Annotated in this window: 16 protein-coding genes; 13 read left to right on the top strand and 3 right to left on the bottom strand. The window is 51.7% G+C overall.

Translation table 11 applies throughout. The annotated features are described in order from the left end of the window. The 7 genes from V7728_RS01800 to V7728_RS01770 are packed head-to-tail and all read left to right on the top strand — an operon-like array spanning window position 1 to window position 6992. The gene (locus V7728_RS01800) at window positions 1-1077 is read left to right on the top strand and encodes a polysaccharide pyruvyl transferase family protein (protein WP_071392312.1); all 1077 of its coding nucleotides are present in this window, start codon (window positions 1-3) and stop codon (window positions 1075-1077) included. Next, complete coding sequence (locus tag V7728_RS01795; protein ID WP_099567110.1) at window positions 1074-2108, top strand: glycosyltransferase; 1035 nt, start codon at window positions 1074-1076, stop codon at window positions 2106-2108. Before V7728_RS01800 ends, V7728_RS01795 begins: the two co-directional genes overlap by 4 nt. Then, complete coding sequence (locus tag V7728_RS01790) at window positions 2105-3622, top strand: MATE family efflux transporter (RefSeq protein ID WP_059367759.1); 1518 nt, start codon at window positions 2105-2107, stop codon at window positions 3620-3622. Before V7728_RS01795 ends, V7728_RS01790 begins: the two co-directional genes overlap by 4 nt. Further along, a complete protein-coding gene (locus V7728_RS01785) occupies window positions 3619-4227 on the top strand; it encodes a sugar transferase (RefSeq protein WP_012118505.1) in 609 nt (202 codons plus the stop codon). The genes V7728_RS01790 and V7728_RS01785 overlap by 4 nt, the downstream gene beginning before the upstream one ends. Beyond that, window positions 4224-4871, top strand: coding sequence for an acetyltransferase (locus V7728_RS01780; protein ID WP_099567109.1), 648 nt, complete (start codon window positions 4224-4226; stop codon window positions 4869-4871). Before V7728_RS01785 ends, V7728_RS01780 begins: the two co-directional genes overlap by 4 nt. 4 nt (window positions 4872-4875) lie before the next feature. Continuing rightward, entirely contained in the window at window positions 4876-6048 is a 1173-nt protein-coding gene (locus V7728_RS01775) for a DegT/DnrJ/EryC1/StrS family aminotransferase (RefSeq protein WP_007407381.1), read from the top strand. Beyond that, entirely contained in the window at window positions 6027-6992 is a 966-nt protein-coding gene (locus tag V7728_RS01770; RefSeq protein ID WP_099567108.1) for a polysaccharide pyruvyl transferase family protein, read from the top strand. Before V7728_RS01775 ends, V7728_RS01770 begins: the two co-directional genes overlap by 22 nt. Before the next feature lie 13 nt (window positions 6993-7005). On the opposite strand, the gene yvfG is transcribed toward V7728_RS01770, so the two are convergent. After that, window positions 7006-7224, bottom strand: coding sequence for a protein YvfG (yvfG, locus tag V7728_RS01765; protein ID WP_012118502.1), 219 nt, complete (start codon window positions 7222-7224; stop codon window positions 7006-7008). Window positions 7225-7301: 77 nt separating this feature from the next. On the opposite strand from yvfG, the gene rpoN reads away from it, so the two are divergent. After that, the gene (gene rpoN / locus V7728_RS01760) at window positions 7302-8612 is read left to right on the top strand and encodes an RNA polymerase factor sigma-54 (protein WP_015240629.1); all 1311 of its coding nucleotides are present in this window, start codon (window positions 7302-7304) and stop codon (window positions 8610-8612) included. Between the two features lie 37 nt (window positions 8613-8649). On the opposite strand, the gene lutP is transcribed toward rpoN, so the two are convergent. Next, window positions 8650-10326, bottom strand: a complete 1677-nt coding sequence (lutP, locus tag V7728_RS01755; protein WP_099567107.1) for an L-lactate permease LutP — start codon at window positions 10324-10326, stop codon at window positions 8650-8652. A 205-nt stretch (window positions 10327-10531) separates the two neighbouring features. Here lutP and V7728_RS01750 point away from each other — a divergent pair, with 205 nt between their 5' ends. From V7728_RS01750 to V7728_RS01730, 5 genes are all read left to right on the top strand, one after another. Then, window positions 10532-11251, top strand: a complete 720-nt coding sequence (locus V7728_RS01750; protein ID WP_015240627.1) for a FadR/GntR family transcriptional regulator — start codon at window positions 10532-10534, stop codon at window positions 11249-11251. A 30-nt stretch (window positions 11252-11281) separates the two neighbouring features. Next, a complete protein-coding gene (locus V7728_RS01745; RefSeq protein ID WP_099567106.1) occupies window positions 11282-12472 on the top strand; it encodes an aminotransferase-like domain-containing protein in 1191 nt (396 codons plus the stop codon). A gap of 182 nt (window positions 12473-12654) precedes the next feature. Continuing rightward, window positions 12655-13371 (top strand): (Fe-S)-binding protein, encoded by a 717-nt coding sequence (locus V7728_RS01740; RefSeq protein ID WP_007613889.1) that lies wholly within the window; start codon window positions 12655-12657, stop codon window positions 13369-13371. Between the two features lie 27 nt (window positions 13372-13398). Beyond that, window positions 13399-14829 (top strand): LutB/LldF family L-lactate oxidation iron-sulfur protein, encoded by a 1431-nt coding sequence (locus V7728_RS01735; protein WP_007407375.1) that lies wholly within the window; start codon window positions 13399-13401, stop codon window positions 14827-14829. Next, window positions 14829-15551 carry a LutC/YkgG family protein gene (locus V7728_RS01730; RefSeq protein ID WP_015240625.1) on the top strand — a complete coding sequence of 241 codons (723 nt, stop codon included), beginning with the start codon at window positions 14829-14831 and terminating at the stop codon, window positions 15549-15551. Before V7728_RS01735 ends, V7728_RS01730 begins: the two co-directional genes overlap by 1 nt. A 35-nt stretch (window positions 15552-15586) precedes the next feature. On the opposite strand, the gene V7728_RS01725 is transcribed toward V7728_RS01730, so the two are convergent. After that, on the bottom strand, window positions 15587-16915 hold the full coding sequence (locus V7728_RS01725; RefSeq protein ID WP_099567105.1) for a GntP family permease: 1329 nt from the start codon (window positions 16913-16915) through the stop codon (window positions 15587-15589). Between the last annotated feature and the right edge of the window lie 8 nt (window positions 16916-16923).

Below are 16923 nucleotides of genomic sequence, written 5' to 3'. Positions count from 1 at the left end.
ATGTCGATACAATCTTTAAAAATCAATCTCGCGGAATGGCTGTTGCTTAAGGTCAAATACCCGTCCCAATTTCATTTCGGAACGGCAGCGGATGGGGCGGGGCTTACAGCGGCAAGAAAAAAGATCATTCTGACGCTGCTCCCGTCCCACGATAATCTCGGCGATCACGCCATCGCCTACGCAAGCAAAACGTTTCTTGAACGGGAGTATCCCGATTTTGACATTGTCGAGGTGGATATGAAGGATATATACAGATCCGCAAAAGCGCTGATCAAAAAGCGCCACCCCGATGATATGGTATTCATCATCGGCGGCGGGAACATGGGGGATTTGTACCGGTATGAGGAATGGACGCGCCGCTTTATCATAAAAACATTCCGGCAATATCGGATCGTTCAGCTTCCGGCGACGGCTCACTTTTCTGAATCAAAAAAGGGACGGAAGGAACTGAAGCGCGCCCGAAAAGTGTACAATGCGCATCCCGACCTTTTGTTAATGGCGAGAGATGAGACGACGTATCAATGGATGAAGCGTCATTTTCCCGGAAAAACAGTGCTCAAACAGCCTGACATGGTCTTATATTTGGATAAAAGCGAGCGGCGCATCCCGCGGGAAGGGATCTACCTCTGTTTACGGGAGGATAAGGAGAGTGCGCTGACGGCTGAGGACAGAACGATGGTAAAAGAAGCTTTGGCAAAAGAGTACGGAGAGCTGTATTCCTTTACGACGACGGTCGGCCGGAGGGTCAGCCGCCATACGCGTGAAAAGGAGCTGGAGGCGCTTTGGAATACGCTGAAAGGCGCGGAAGCCGTCGTCACTGACAGGCTTCACGGGATGATTTTTTGTGCGCTGACGAAAACGCCTTGTGTCGTCATTCGTTCGTTTGATCATAAGGTGATGGAAGGCTATCAATGGTTGAAAAACATACCGAACATGACATTGCTTGAACGTCCAGACCCTGAAGCCGTAACGTCTGCCGTAAACCGGCTGCTCAGCGGCAAGCATGAGGAAGGCGGTTCTTTGCGCAGTGTTTATTTTGCCGGGCTGCGCTCGAAAATCAGCGGTGATGCTCAATGACCGCGCCGCTTGTGAGCGTGATCGTGCCGATGTATAAGACAGAGCCTTTTATGAAAGAATGCGCGGTTTCTTTAACAAAACAGACGCTGAGAGACATCGAAATCATTTTCGTCAATGACGGTTCACCGGATCGGTCAGGCCGGATTGCTGAACAATTCGCCGCAGAAGATGCGAGAATCCGGGTGATTCATAAAGAAAACGGCGGCCTCAGCTCGGCCCGCAATGCCGGAATAAAAGCCGCCCGCGGCCGTTATATCGGTTTTGCGGACGGCGATGACTATGTGACGGAAACGATGTTCGAGCGGCTTTATGAAGAAGCGGAGAAGAACCGGCTGGATATCGCCGGATGCGGCTATTATAAGGAAACGCCGTCTAAGAAACGAACGTATATGCCGCCGTCCATTCCGCCGGGCCGCGTCTTCACAGCGGATGAAATGACTGCATTGCTGACCCGTGCGCACGAACATCGGTTTATTTGGTATGTGTGGCGCTATATATACCGGAGAGAAGCATTGCAAGGGCTGTTGTTCCATGAAGATATCCGGTTTGCCGAAGACTCTCCGTTTAATTTGGCAGCGTTCCGCCAAGCCGCGCGTATCAAAGTGATAGACGAAGGGCTGTATATCTACCGGGAAAATCCGCAAAGTCTTACAGAAACACCGTTTAAGCCCCACTTAGATCACGAACTGCAAAAGCAATATAAAGCGAAAATGGCTTTTTATGAGGAAAACGGGCTGACGGACGCCTGCCGGAGCGATATCGATACATATTTGTGCAAGCATCAGATTCCGATGCTGATCGCCAACGCATGCGCCGCCCCGCAGCCGTCACATCAGATTACGGCGCACATCGGCAGAATCTTAACGTATGACATGGTAAAAACGGCGGTGCGCAGGACGCCGTGCCGCCATAAACAGCTGCTGGCGGGGGAGCGCGTGGTGCTCGGCCTGTGCAAAATGCGCCTTCCTCTTCTTCTGCATGCGTTTTTCGAACGGAAATCGAAAGAGAAAGGCAGTGCGGAAGGAGCATGAAATTTGCCATTAATTTCGGCGCCAATGTGACGGCGTTTTTACTATCGGTGTTTTTATCAGTGTGGATGACGCCCTTTATTGTGAAAACATTAGGTGTGGAGGCTTTTGGGTTTGTCCATCTGACACAGAATATCATTAACTATTTCTCTATTATTACCGTTGCGCTGAGCTCTGTCGTTGTGAGGTTTTTCTCCGTCGCCGCCCACAGGGGGAACAGGGACGAGGCCAATGCGTATGTAAGCAATTATTTAGCCGCGTCAGTCGTGATATCTCTATTACTCGCTGTGCCGCTCGCCGGGACGGCTTTTTTTATTGACAAGATTATGAATGTGCCGGCCGGCCTCTTAACGGATGTGAGGCTCTCTATCGTGATCGGCAGCGTGCTGTTTATGCTGACGTTTTTTATGGCGGGTTTCGCGACGGGGCCGTTTTTTGCCAACAAGCTTTATATCACAAGCTCCATTCAGGCCGTGCAAATGCTGGTCAGGGTGCTGTGTGTGCTCGCTCTGTTTACGTGCCTGCCGCCGAAAATCTGGCAGATCCAGCTTTCGGCATTAGCGGGGGCCGTCTGTGCGGCCGTGCTGACTTTTTTCTTCTTTAAGAAATTGATTCCGTGGTTTTCTTTCAGCCGTAAAACCTTGTCATTACAGACGAGCAAAGTGCTGTTTTCGGCCGGTGCCTGGAGCTCTGTCAACCAGATCGGCGTGCTGCTGTTTCTGCAGATTGACCTCATGACGGCCAACCTCGTGCTGGGGCCGTCTGAGGCGGGTGTCTATGCGGCGATTATTCAATTCCCGCTCCTGCTCAGAAGTCTTGCCGGGACGCTTGCTTCCCTGTTTGCGCCGGTTTTGACTTCCTATTACTCAAAAGGGGATATGGAAGGTCTCCTGTCTTACGCCAATAAGGCTGTGCGGATGAACGGGCTTCTGCTCGCGCTTCCCGCCGCATTATTAGGAGGGCTTGCCGAACCGTTTCTGGCGATTTGGCTGGGCCCGTCGTTTGTGCAGACGGCGCCGCTTTTATATATTCACGCCGCGTATTTGGCGGTCAGTCTCTCTGTCATGCCGCTTTTTTATGTATGGACGGCTTTTAATAAACAAAAAACGCCCGCCGTCGTTACTTTATGCTTAGGCGGACTGAATGTCGTATTGGCCGTGGTTCTCAGCGGTCCGGCTCATCTCGGGCTGTACGGCATCACCATCGCCGGTGCAGTCTCTCTCATTTTGAAAAATGCCGTCTTCACGCCGCTGTATGTTTCGCATATTACCGGTTTTCAGAAAACCGCGTTTTACAAAGGCATGTTCGGCCCGTTGGCGGCGGCCGTATTTGCCTGGGCTGTCTGCCGGGGTATCCGGCTGTTTTCACCGCTTGACAGCTGGGCCGGCCTGATCGCCGCGGGGCTTGCCGTATGCATGAGCTATGCCGCATTCGCTTTTTTCTTCATTTGTACGAAAGAAGAAAGGCGGCTTGCTTTACAGAAATGCCGAAAAGTGAAAGGAGCTGTTCAGATTTGAAGGCGAAACGTGTATTTGATATAGCGGCCGCGATGTTGTTATTGTGCGGCGCGAGCGTCATCCTTCTCTTCGCCATGGCAGCCGTCAGATGCGCCATCGGGTCTCCGGTATTGTTCAAACAGACGAGACCGGGGCATAACGGTCGTCCGTTTACATTGTATAAACTCAGAACGATGACGGATGCGCGTGATGAAAACGGTGTGCTGCTTCCGGATCATCTCCGTCTGACCAAAACGGGAAGGCTGATCAGAAAACTGAGCATCGATGAGCTTCCCCAGCTTTTTAATGTGCTCAAAGGAGATATCAGTCTTGTCGGCCCCCGCCCTTTGCTGATGGATTATCTGCCGCTTTACACGGCGGAGCAGGCGCGGCGCCACGAGGTGAAGCCGGGGATTACGGGCTGGGCGCAGATTAACGGGAGAAACGCGATTTCTTGGGAGGAAAAATTCAAGCTCGACGTGTGGTACGTCGACAACCGCACATTTCTTCTCGACTTAAAGATTCTGCTTTTAACAGTGAAAAAAGTTCTCGTGTCAGAAGGCATACATCAAGCCGGCCATGTGACGGCAAAGCGCTTCACAGGCAGCGGAGATATGTCATCGTGAAAAAGGTCGTGCTGATCGGAAACGGCGGACACGGAAAAGTCGTGAAGGAAATCGTGCAGGCCCGTTCCGATATGGAGCTTGCGGGCGTATTGGATGACGGATTCAGCGGTTTTGCCGTTCGGAACGGTTTATATACGGGCCGGACGAAAGACGTGCCCATGCTTCGGAAACTCGTCCCCGAGGCCGTATTCACGATATGCATCGGCCGCAACGGCGTCAGAAAGCAGTTCGCTGAAACGCTTGGGCTTGAAGATGACGATTATGCCGCACTCATTCACCCCGGGGCAATCGTCAGTGAAACGGCTTCCGTCGGACACGGAACGGTTGTGATGGCGGGCGCCGTCATTCAGGCGGGCGCTGACATCGGCGCCCATTGCATCATCAATACGGGGGCGGTTGCCGATCATGACAATGCAATCGGAGATTACGTCCATCTTTCACCGCGCGCGGCGCTTGCCGGCGGAGTGAAAGTCGGGGAAGGAACGCACCTCGGAATCGGCGCGTCCGTCATACCGCAGCTTGACATCGGCCCTTGGTCCGTTATCGGCGCGGGGGCTGCGGTCATCAGCCGGATTCCCGGCCATGTGACGGCGGTCGGCGTTCCGGCCCGCGTCATCTCCCCTATCCATAATGAAAAAGGATGATTTCATGCAAACAAACAAACGGATTTATTTGTCTCCGCCTCATATGAGCGGAAAAGAACAGGAATACATCGCAGAAGCCTTCCGTTCCAATTGGATTGCCCCGCTCGGTCCGCTCGTCAATTCGTTTGAAGCGCGGCTCGCGGAATATGCGGGAGTGAAAAGCGCGGCGGCCGTAAGCTCGGGAACGGCGGCCATCCATCTTGCCCTGCGGCTTGCGGGTGTGAAAAAAGGAGACGTTGTATTTTGTCCTTCCTTTACGTTTGTCGCCACGGCGAATCCGATTGTGTATGAGCAGGCTGAGCCCGTTTTTATTGATTCGGAATGGGAGACGTGGAATATGTCGCCCGATGCGCTGGAGCGGGCGCTGCGGGATGCAAAGCGGCGCGGCAGACTCCCGAAAGCGGTGATCGCCGTCAATCTTTACGGCCAAAGCGCGAAAATGGATGAATTAATGAGCCTTTGTGACGCATACGGCGTCTGTCTGATTGAAGACGCTGCCGAGTCCTTAGGATCAACATATAAAGGCAGGCAGAGCGGCACGTTCGGCCGTTTCGGCATTTATTCCTTTAACGGCAACAAAATCATTACAACATCGGGAGGCGGCATGCTCGTGTCTGACGATGAAGCCGCGATTGAAAAAGCGAGGTTTCTTGCGTCCCAGGCGAGAGATGCCGCCGTTCATTACCAGCACAGCGAGCTCGGGTATAACTACAGGCTCAGCAACATTCTCGCGGGCGTGGGGATATCGCAGCTGGAAGTGCTCGAAGATCGCGTTCGGGCGAGGAGAGAAATCTTTCACAGGTATCGGGAAGCGCTGGAAACGTATCCGGGCATCCGCATGATGCCGGAGCTTGAAGGAACGGTTTCAAACCGCTGGCTGACGGCTCTGACGCTTGATAACGGCGTGACGCCGGAAGAAGCCGTCGCCTGTCTTGCGGAACAGAACATTGAGGCCCGGCCGCTGTGGAAACCGCTGCATACGCAGCCGCTTTTCTCATCTTCCGTCTTTTATCCTCACAGCGAACATGAGCGTGTCTCTGAGAACCTTTTCAGCCGGGGCATCTGTCTGCCGTCCGGGTCTGACTTGTCTTCTGAGGAGCAGCAGCGTGTCATTGACGCACTTGCACAACTGTTTGAAACGAAAGGGGAGAAAACATGGACAGCCGCCATGTTATGAGCCGATTAAAAGAGACGCTGACGGGTCTGCTCAGCGTTATACCGCCGCAATCTGACATCATTTATGCCGACTATCCCCTCTACGGAAATGTAGGGGATTTATTGATTATGAAAGGGACGGAGGCGTTTTTTAAAGCGCACGGCATCCGCGTGAAACAGCGCTGGAATCCCGACAATTTTCCATTCGGGCGCCGGGCGGACAAAAAGACGATCATCGTCTGTCAGGGTGGCGGAAATTTCGGGGATCTCTATCCGTACTATCAGACGTTCAGGGAAAAAATCGTCAAATCCTTTCCGGAAAACAGGATCGTCATCCTGCCGCAATCCATCTATTATCAGGATGAGACACGGCTTGAGAAGACATCGGCGCTTTTTGCGGAGCACAAGGATCTCCACCTGTTTACGAGAGATCATGTGTCCTACGAAACTGCAAAACACTTCTTTTCGGCGAATCATATCGGGCTTATGCCTGACATGGCCCATCAGCTGTATCCGATGGCGGCGTCAGCGGCTCCGTCACGCGGCAGGCTTCATTTTATCCGCACGGATGGGGAAATCAATCCGAAGCTGCAAAACAATTCTTCCGTTAAAAGCTGCGACTGGCAGGATGTGCTGTCAGCAAGCGACCGCAGGGGAATCGCTTTTTTCCAAACGCTGAATGTTTTGAATAAAAAAGCGGGAAACCCGCTGCCGATTGCGCGGTTTTGGAAACGCTATTCCGATTTCTTAACGAAGAAATCGGTCCTGTTTTTCAGCAGGTACGAATCGGTGGAAACGTCAAGGCTTCACGGCCACATTCTGTCCTCGCTTCTCGGGAAACCGAATACCGTCATTGATAATTCATACGGGAAAAACGCCAACTATTATTACACCTGGATGCACGAAGCGCCGGATGTCCGTCTGATCGGGGAAACCGCCGGCACGAAGGAAAACCTTCCGCTTTGAATGAGCGGAAGGTTTATTTTGTTTCTCCGCGTTTTACTTTGTTGTACGCCTCATCCAAATGCTGAATTCTTTTGAGCACAACCGAGTTTTTCGTCAGCTGATCCTGAACAAGGGTTGAGACGACGGAGCGGTAATAGCTGTTCATCGCATGAATTTGGTCTTCATTCGGATTCATTTCAATGTGCTGTGTAAAGTTTTCAATAAAATAAGGAACAGAAAAAAGTTCTGACATCTATAAAGCAACTCCTTTTAATAAGTATATACGGTATGAAACCAATCATGTACAATGAAAAAAGGGGAGTGAGCATGATGGATATCAAACTTCAGCAAACACAAATGTTAAAGCCTCAATTAACGCAAGAGCTTAAACAGGCTATCACATTACTCGGATACAATTCCGCGGAACTGGCCGGATATATTGATGAGCTCTCACTGGAAAACCCTCTGATTGAACGAAAGGAAACAGACACGCCGCCACTATCTTACCATAAAACAAGTAAAAACAGGATGAAAGAACGGGACGGAAGCCAGCAGATCAGACTTACCCGCAAAACGCTGCAGGATTCGCTCAAACAGCAAGCCTTAGATATGAAGCTGTCCGATGATGAGAAAAAGATTTTCAATTATCTGATACATTCATTGGACTCAAACGGATATTTAAAAGAGGACATACCAGCTGCCGCCGACCATGTATCCGCTTCACAAGAGGAGACGGAAGCGGTTCTGAAAAAGCTTCAATCCCTTGAGCCCGCGGGAATCGGCGCCCGGTCTTTGCAGGAATGCATCCTTCTTCAGCTCCGCCGTCTTCCCGAGCGGAACGAACAGGCGGAATGGATTGCCGACGCCTATTTTGAGCTATTTGCAAGAAAGAACTGGAAAGCGCTTACACTGAAAACGGGCATTCCGCTTAAAGACATTCAGGACATCGCTGACATGATCAGCGCCCTTGATCCGAGGCCGGGGCTCCGTTATGCGCATGAGGAGCCGGGTTTTTACGTGGAACCGGATATTTTCATCACAGTGAAAAACGGCATCATTCAAGCGCGGCTCAACAGCCGTTCGTTTCCTGATATCCAGCTTCATACCCATTATCAGCCGCTGCTGTCAGCTGCCGGGTGCCGTGACACGAAAAATTATCTGTCGGCAAAATATCAGGAATGGCGCTGGCTGAACCGGGCTTTGTCGCAAAGAAAACAAACGATCACGAGAATTATCGGCGTCCTGACTGAACGGCAGGAATCCTTTTTTCTCACAGGAAAAAGCGGAATGCAGCCGCTGACCTTAAGAGAGGTGGCGGAAACGCTGGAGCTCCACGAATCAACGATCAGCCGGGCCATCAAAGGGAAGTACGTTCAGACGCCGTACGGACTGTATGAAATGAAAACATTTTTCTCGGCGAAAGCTGAATCGTCAGGGGACGGCGGCGCCTCCAATTATGCCGTAAAAGCGCATCTGGAGGCATTGGTCGGTAAAGAAGATAAAAAGAAACCTTTTTCAGACCAAAAGCTTGCCGATCTGCTGCATGAACAATATGACATCCGAATCTCAAGGCGCACCGTCGCCAAATACCGTGACCAATTAAATATTCCGCCGTCATCGGCGAGAAAACGGTACAGCTGAAACCTCCCCGAGCCAAACCCCGGGGAGGTTCTCCGTGTTACGGGATCATCCATGAAAACAGATGATGCTGTAAAAATGTAATGAGACAGACGAGCAGAAGCAAAAACAGACTGTGCTTAATCGTAAAACGGAAAAGGTCGGCTTCCTTGCCCGCCAGACCGACAGCGGCACAGGCAACCGCAATGGATTGCGGAGAAATCATTTTTCCGGTGACACCGCCTGATGAATTGGCGGCAACGGAGAGAACCGGGTCCATCCCGACAGAGAGCGCCGTCACCTTTTGCAATCCGCCGAACAATAGATTGGCCGACGTATCAGAGCCGGTAATAAACACGCCGAGCCAGCCGAGCACCGGCGAAAAAAAGGTGAACATCGCGCCCGTCATGGCAAGCGCAAGACCGAGTGTCGTGCTCATGCCGGAAGCATTCGTCACATAAGCAAAGCCGACAACAGAAACAATGGTCACGACCGGAAGCGTTAATTCCTTCACCGTTTCTATAAACGCTTCGCCCCATGTCTTCCACGACATGCCGAGGGCGAACTTGGAGATGACGGCGGCAGTCAGAATCGCCGTCCCCGCTGAACCGAAAAGCTCAAGTTTGTACACGGCTTCAATCGGCGTGCCGTCCGCCTGAAGAATCTGCTGATTTACAAATGGGACGGGAGGCGTGAAGGTCAATGCACGCCCGGCTGCATTCAGCCAGGAAAGCCACATTGACGTTCCTTCGTAATGACCGGTTAAGGCAGCCTTCACGCCGGGAATCCCCCAAACGGATATCATGGCCGTCAGAAGAAGGAAAGGAGACCACGCTTTAAACACCGCGGCGCCCCCGTACTTGATCGGCGCCCGGTCAGCGGCCGCTGCTGATTCCCGTTCTGCCGCGAAACGAAAGGCCGTTTTCGGTTTCCAAAATTTCAAAAACACAGCGAGCGCGGCCATGGAAACAAGCGCCGACAGCACATCCGGAAGCTCAGGCCCTAAAAAATTCGAGCTTGCGTACTGCACGGCCGCAAAGGAGACGCCGGAAACAAGAATGGCCGGCCATATCTCAAAAGCCTTTTTAAACCCGCTCATCAAAATGATTAAGTAAAGCGGAATAAAGACGGATAAAAACGGAAGCTGCCGGCCGACCATTTGGGAAATTTCCATTGCCGGTATCCCGGTCGGACCTTCGACGGCGGTAATCGGAATGCCGATCGCGCCGAAGGCAACGGGCGCCGTATTGGCAATCAGGCAAATTCCCGCTGCATACAGCGGCTGAAAACCAAGTCCGACGAGCAAAGCGGCCGAGATCGCGACGGGTGCGCCGAAACCGGCGGCGCCTTCTAAAAACGCCCCAAATGAAAAGGCGATGAGCAGCGCCTGCAAACGCCGGTCATCTGTAATTGAGAGCACCGAACTCCGGATAATCTCAAACTGTCCCGTTTTCACGGTGATTTTATACAGAAAGACCGATGTGACGATAATCCAGCCGATCGGAAGCAGCCCGTACACCGCTCCCTGAGAAGCGGACATCACCGCTTTTTCCGCCGGCATGCCGTAAACAAATACAGCGATTAAAAGTGAAACGGCTAACGTTAAAAGCCCCGCGATGTACCCCTTCATCCGTTTCACCGCAAGCGCCCAAAAAAAGAAGATAATCGGCACGAGCGCGCAAGCTGCCGATAAAAGCAAATTTCCCCCTAAAGGAGCGTACCCCTGTGTCCATTGCATCCCTAAAAAACCCCTCCTTATGTCATGTAAGCGATTACTTTTTATGATAAGGTCATCTGATGACCGGGTTAATTAGCATTATATTTTGAAAGTTTTGAAAGTACAATACTTTTCTTGAACAAATTGTCTGAACCTGTCGGCGGTGCGAAAAAAGAAGTATAATAGACGATAAACATCAAGATTCACAAGTGACGGGGTGATCGCGTTGAAATATAAACAAATTAAAACGAAAAAAATCTACGAGGAAGTCGCTGACGCATTGCTGGAGAAGATAAAAGCGGGCGAGCTTAAGCCGGGTGAAAAGCTTGATTCCGTTCAGGCGCTTTCTGAGAGTTTTCAGGTCAGCCGCTCGGCGGTCAGAGAAGCGCTGTCGGCTTTGAAAGCGATGGGGCTCGTCGACATGAAGCAGGGAGAAGGCACATACATAAGAGAATTTGAGCCGTCTCATGTTTCCCAGCCGCTTTCTTCCGCCCTCTTGATGAAAAAAGAGGACGTCAAACAGCTGCTCGAAGTCAGAAAGCTGCTTGAACTCGGCGTCGCCGCCATGGCCGCTGAAAAACGCACCGAAGACGATTTACAAAAAATCCGCCAAGCTCTCCTGGAGATGAAAGATATTGACGGAGACGAAGAATTGGGCGAAAAAGCGGATTTCTCCTTTCACATGGCGCTGGCGGAAGCATCACAAAACGGGCTGCTCAAGCATCTCATGAATCATGTCTCCGCGCTCCTTTTGGAAACAATGAGAGAAACGAGAAAAATTTGGCTGTTTTCTAAACGAACGAGCGTGCAGCGATTGTATGAAGAGCATGAACGCATTTACAGCGCCGTCGCCGCCAAAGACGCGGATGAAGCGGAAGCCGCGATGACCGCGCACCTGACGAATGTGGAAGAAGTGCTGGGGGCTTATTTTGAAGAAAATGTATAGAAGCTGACTTGTGAAAGGGGATAACATCACATGCAGGCCGAATCTTTTTTTTCTGACCATGTAAAGAAAGCTCTGACAAACGATCCTCCCGGGGAATGGATGCCGGCAGTTCCGAAAGCGTGCATCCCCCTGCATTCCGGCTATCCCGATCCCGCACTCGTTCCTGATAAGGAGCTGAAAGAAGCCGCCGCCCGCCTTCTGGATGAGGAGCGCGATCTGCCGCTGCATTATATGGGAAGCCCGAGGACGGCCGTATTAAAAAAGCAGATTCAAGAACGGGTAGCCATCCGCGGCATTCACTGTCGGGACGATGAGCTGCTCGTGACGTCAGGCGCCTGTCAGGCGATAGATCTGGCTGCACGGGTTTTCCTCGATGAACAAACCGCCGCTGCCGTTGAAGCTCCGGTCTACATGGAAGCGCTCGAGATTTTTAAAAATTACACACCGCATATCATGAGCGTTCCGACAGATCAAGAGGGCCTGCAAACAGAAACATTAGCGTTCATGCTTGAGGAAAGAAAACGAAAAGGGCTTCTGCTTCCCCGTCTTCTCTACACGATACCCGCTTTTCAGAATCCTGCGGGAACCGTAATGTCAGCGAAGCGGAGAACCCGCCTGCTTCAGCTTGCCGAAACGTATGATTTTCTCATCTTGGAGGATGATGCATACGGAGAGCTCGGATTCACCGATATTCCGCCGCCCTTGAAAGCCATGGGTCAAAACGGCCGGGTGCTGTACGCCGGTTCATTATCAAAAGTCATCGCCCCGGGTATGAGGATCGGCTGGATTGCAGGGAACGCTGCATTCATCACGGCATTGTCATGGTTAAAAAAAGACTTAGGCCACCCGTTTTCCCAAGCGGTGACCGCCGTCTATCTGGAACAAACGAATGTTGAAAAACGGCTCGCCGTCTTGCGGGAAGCATATCAAAGCAAACGTGACGTTTTGCTCGCCGCATCAGCTCGATATCTTCCGGAATCCGCATCCTGGCACGTGCCTGAAGGCGGTTACTTTGTATGGGTGAAAGTGCCGGGAGCGGATACATCCGCAATGCTGGAGAGGGCTCTGTCTCACGGCGTTTCCTATGTACCCGGTAAATATTTTTTTCTGCATCAGGAAGACGGTGCGGAATATCTTCGCCTGTCGTTCAGTTATGCCGGTAAAGCCGCGATAAAAGAGGGTGTGCAAAAACTGGGACGTCTGCTGGAAAACGGGATGTAGAGCAGCTTGAGGAGCTTTCGGGCTTCTCTTTTTTTTGTCCCCTTCAGCGCATCGGACGAAAGGATTTTTCAGAAAAACCTTCCAATCCATATTCAGAATAGTGTAGGATATTCATAGAGCTTTCCCAAAAACAGGTCATCAGATGACCGGATCACATATTGAGGATGAAAGAGGGGTTCATCATGAAAGTCTCATTATTTGTCACGTGCCTTGTGGATATGTTCCAGACCAATGTCGGAAAGGCGACGGTTGAGGTGCTGGAACGGCTCGGGTGTGAGGTGGATTTTCCCGAGGGGCAGATTTGCTGCGGGCAGCCCGCATACAACAGCGGGTATGTGACGGATGCGAAAAAAGCGATGAAGCGGATGATTGCCGCGTTTGAAGAAGCGGAGTACGTTGTCAGTCCGTCAGGTTCCTGTACGACGATGTTCCGTGAATATCCGCATCTGTTTCAGGACGATCCGAAGTGGGCGGCAAAAGCGCAGCAGCTTGCGGACAAAACATATGAGTTAACGGATTTTATCGTCAACGTTCTCGGGGTGGAGGATGTCGGGGCGGTGCTGCATAAAAAAGCGACAGTCCATACATCGTGCCATATGACGAGGCTGCTCGGCGTGTCGGAGGAGCCGATGAAGCTTTTGCGCCATGTCAAGGGGCTCGAGCTGACCGCGCTTCCCGGAAAACACCAATGCTGCGGATTCGGAGGAACGTTTTCTGTGAAAATGGCGCAAATCTCTGAACAAATGGTGGATGAGAAGGTCGCCTGCGTGGAAGACACGGAGGCCGAGGTGCTGATCGGAGCGGATTGCGGATGTCTGATGAATATCGGCGGGCGTCTTGACCGTAAGGATAAAAACGTCAGAGTCATGCACATCGCCGAAGTGCTGAACAGCAGATAACACGAGAAACAACAAGGGGGGAAAATCATGGCGATGAAAATCGGTACCGCCGCTTTTAAAGAGCGGGTATCAGAAGGAATAGATAATGAGTTTATGAGAGGAGCCGTCTCCGGAGCGCAGGAACGGCTCAGGACAAGAAGGCTTCAGGCGGCCGAAGAATTGGGAAACTGGGAGGATTGGCGTTCCCATGCGGAAGAAATCAGACAGCATGTGCTGGACAATCTTGATTTCTATTTGGAACAGCTCGCCGAAAACGTCGCCAACAGAGGCGGACATGTCTTTTTCGCCGAAACGGCGGAAGAAGCGTCCTCCTATATCCGCGATGTCATCCGGCAGAAAAACGCTAAAAAAATCGTAAAATCCAAATCCATGGTGACAGAAGAAATCAATATGAACGAAGTGCTTGAGGAAGAGGGCTGTGAAGTCACAGAAACGGATCTCGGCGAATACATTCTCCAGATTGACGATCACGATCCGCCGTCACATATCGTTGCTCCCGCTCTTCACAAAAACAAAGAGCAGATCCGTGACGTGTTTAAAGAGAGACTCGAATACAAACAGACGGAAAAACCGGAAGAGCTCGTCATGCACGCGCGCAGCGTTCTCCGGAAAAAATTTCTCGAAGCGGATGTCGGCATTACAGGCTGCAACTTTGCGATCGCGGATACCGGATCGGTCAGTCTCGTGACGAACGAAGGAAACGGCCGCCTTGTGTCCGCGCTGCCGAAGACGCAGATCACCGTAATGGGAATGGAGCGGATCGTTCCGTCATTTTCTGAGTTTGAAGTGCTTGTCAGCATGCTGACGAGAAGCGCCGTCGGCCAGCGGCTTACAAGTTACATTACGGCGCTGACGGGACCCCGGCAGCAAGGAGAAGCGGACGGGCCTGAGGAATTCCACCTTGTGGTTGTGGACAACGGGCGTTCCCGCATACTCGGCACGGAATTTCAATCGGTGCTGCAATGTATCCGCTGCGCCGCCTGCATCAACGTCTGTCCCGTGTACCGGCATGTCGGCGGACACTCGTACGGGTCCATCTATTCGGGTCCGATCGGCGCCGTCTTATCGCCTCTTCTCGGCGGATATGACGAATACAAGGAGCTCCCGTACGCATCTTCCTTATGCGCGGCCTGTACGGAAGCATGTCCCGTTAAAATTCCGCTGCACGAGCTGCTGCTCAAGCATCGGCAGAACATCGTGGAAAAAGAGGGCAAAGCGCCGATCAGCGAAAAACTGGCGATGAAAGCCTTCGGGCTCGGCTCGTCATCCCCGTCCCTTTATAAAATGGGATCGAAATGGGCGCCTGCCGCCATGACGCCGTTTACGGAAGATGACAAAATATCAAAAGGGCCGGGGCCGTTAAAAGAATGGACGGCAATACGGGACTTCCCGGCGCCGCATAAATCGAGATTCAGAGATTGGTTTAAAGACCGGGAAAAACAAAAGGGGGAAGAATGATGATGAAAGGGACGGTTACACATCAGGAATCCTTTTTAAACCGGATCGCCGAACGTCTGGGCAGAGAGCGCAGGAAATCAGGCGTGTCCCTGCCTGAATGGAAGTATCAGCCTCAATATCAAACGCATGCGGGCTGTACGGAAGACGATCTTGTCACGATGCTGAAAGACCACTGCGTCAACATTCATACCGAACTGATCGAAACGGATGCAGCCGGGCTTTACGACGCTTTGCGCACGCAGGTGAACCGCTTTGAAGGAGGGCCTGTCATCATTCCGAAGGACAGCCGGTTTGAAACGTACGGCTTGCAGACCCTTATGACAGAAGAGTGGCCGGACGAAGGGATTCCCGTTTGGGAATGGGACGCGGAACAAGGAGCGAAAAATATTGAAAAAGCGGAACAAGCGAATGTGGGCATTACATTCAGCGAGATCACGCTTGCGGAATCAGCCACCGTCGTTTTGTATGCGTCAGAGCATGCCGGCCGTTCTGTCAGCCTGCTTCCGACCACCTATATCGCAATCATCCCGAAATCTTCCATTGTGCCGAGAATGACACAGGCCAGCGATATATTGAAACAGCAGATCAGAGACGGCGTCACCGTTCCTTCCTGCATTAACTATATTACTGGGCCGAGCAACTCGGCCGATATCGAAATGGATTTGGTTGTCGGCGTCCACGGACCCGTTAAAGCCGCTTATATCCTCGTGAATGACCGATAAAAAAACAAACCCCGGTTTGCGGCCGGGGTTTGTTTTTATATAAACGCGTTAATGATCATGATAAAACAGATTGCACTGACAGAAATAATCGTTTCCATCGCCGTCCATGTCAGGAATGTTTCTTTGACCGTCATTCCGAAATACTCTTTAATGAGCCAGAAACCGGAGTCATTGACATGTGAAAGAATCAAAGAGCCCGCTCCCGTTGCCAATACGAGAAGCTCACTGCTGACGCCCGGCATGACAGATGCAATCGGTGCAACAATGCCGGCCGCCGTCATCATGGCGACAGTCGCTGAACCTGTGGCGACACGGATGACCGCCGCGATCGTCCAGCTTAAAAGAACGGGAGAGAAGCTTGAGTGTTTCGCCATGTCAGCGATATACGTGCCGACGCCTGAATCAATCAGGACGTTGTTAAAAGCGCCGCCGGCTCCGATCACAAGCAGAATGGAAGCAATCGGTCCCAGACAGTCATTGCTGAATTTTAAAATGCTTTCTCTGTCAAAGCCCTGATAAAAACCAAGGCTGAAAAAGGAGTAAACCGTGGCGATCAAAAGCGCCGTGACAGGGTCGCCAATAAATTTAAAAGTTTCATAGAGCGTGCTTTTTTCCGGAAGCGCAATTTCGGCAAGCGTTGCCATAAGCATCAGGATCACCGGTACCAATATCGTAAACAATGTATTTGCGAATCCCGGAAGCTTGCGTTTTTCATTCCGTTCAATAAATTGTTTTTTCAACAGTTCGGGAACGGGTTTATGAATGCGCCTACCAATCCATTTTCCGTAAAGCGGCCCCGCGATGATGGCAGTCGGAATCCCAACGATTAAAGAAAACAAAATCGTTTTTCCGACATTGGCGTGATAAATGCCGACAGCCGCCATCGCCGCCGGGTGGGGCGGAACCAATCCGTGCACGACGGAAAGTCCCGCAAGGAGCGGAATCCCGATCGTCACTAATGAAACCCCGGTTTCAATCGCAATCGTAAACAAAAGCGGCACGAGCAGGACGAAGCCGACCTGGAAAAAGACCGGGATGCCGACAATAAAAGCGACGGCCATCATCGCCCAATGCACTTTCTTTTTGCCGAAGCGGCCGATCAGGGTGTGGGCGATACGCTCCGCACCGCCTGATTCAGCCATCATTTTTCCGAGCATCGTCCCGAGGGCCAGCACGATCGCAAGCAGCGACAGCGTATTGCCGAGCCCGGTTTTCATCGAAGCGATAATGTCCGGCAGATTCATGCCCGTTGCGAAACCGACAAGGATGGATGTAATCAAAAGACTGATAAACGGATTTAATTTAGCGACCGTAATCAATAAGAGTAAAACGATAATAGCGGCAATGACAATAAACAGTAACATGACCTTTT

It is taken from the genome of Bacillus sp. JHAA (assembly GCF_036961585.1).
Lineage (GTDB): Bacteria > Bacillota > Bacilli > Bacillales > Bacillaceae > Bacillus > Bacillus velezensis.
Note: the sequence above shows the minus strand (reverse complement) of the source record. Positions and strands in the feature narration are given on the sequence as shown.

What these genes read in the sequence shown, in the direction of transcription:
- rpoN (WP_015240629.1), top strand. Translation starts at nt 7,302, where the DNA reads ATGGATATCAAACTTCAGCAAACACAAATGTTAAAGCCTCAATTAACG.
- V7728_RS01745 (WP_099567106.1), top strand. Translation starts at nt 11,282, where the DNA reads ATGCAGGCCGAATCTTTTTTTTCTGACCATGTAAAGAAAGCTCTGACA.
- V7728_RS01795 (WP_099567110.1), top strand. Translation starts at nt 1,074, where the DNA reads ATGACCGCGCCGCTTGTGAGCGTGATCGTGCCGATGTATAAGACAGAG.
- yvfG (WP_012118502.1), bottom strand. Translation starts at nt 7,224, where the DNA reads ATGTCAGAACTTTTTTCTGTTCCTTATTTTATTGAAAACTTTACACAG.
- V7728_RS01735 (WP_007407375.1), top strand. Translation starts at nt 13,399, where the DNA reads ATGGCGATGAAAATCGGTACCGCCGCTTTTAAAGAGCGGGTATCAGAA.
- lutP (WP_099567107.1), bottom strand. Translation starts at nt 10,326, where the DNA reads ATGCAATGGACACAGGGGTACGCTCCTTTAGGGGGAAATTTGCTTTTA.
- V7728_RS01725 (WP_099567105.1), bottom strand. Translation starts at nt 16,915, where the DNA reads ATGTTACTGTTTATTGTCATTGCCGCTATTATCGTTTTACTCTTATTG.
- V7728_RS01740 (WP_007613889.1), top strand. Translation starts at nt 12,655, where the DNA reads ATGAAAGTCTCATTATTTGTCACGTGCCTTGTGGATATGTTCCAGACC.
- V7728_RS01730 (WP_015240625.1), top strand. Translation starts at nt 14,829, where the DNA reads ATGATGAAAGGGACGGTTACACATCAGGAATCCTTTTTAAACCGGATC.
- V7728_RS01770 (WP_099567108.1), top strand. Translation starts at nt 6,027, where the DNA reads ATGGACAGCCGCCATGTTATGAGCCGATTAAAAGAGACGCTGACGGGT.
- V7728_RS01800 (WP_071392312.1), top strand. Translation starts at nt 1, where the DNA reads ATGTCGATACAATCTTTAAAAATCAATCTCGCGGAATGGCTGTTGCTT.
- V7728_RS01790 (WP_059367759.1), top strand. Translation starts at nt 2,105, where the DNA reads ATGAAATTTGCCATTAATTTCGGCGCCAATGTGACGGCGTTTTTACTA.
- V7728_RS01775 (WP_007407381.1), top strand. Translation starts at nt 4,876, where the DNA reads ATGCAAACAAACAAACGGATTTATTTGTCTCCGCCTCATATGAGCGGA.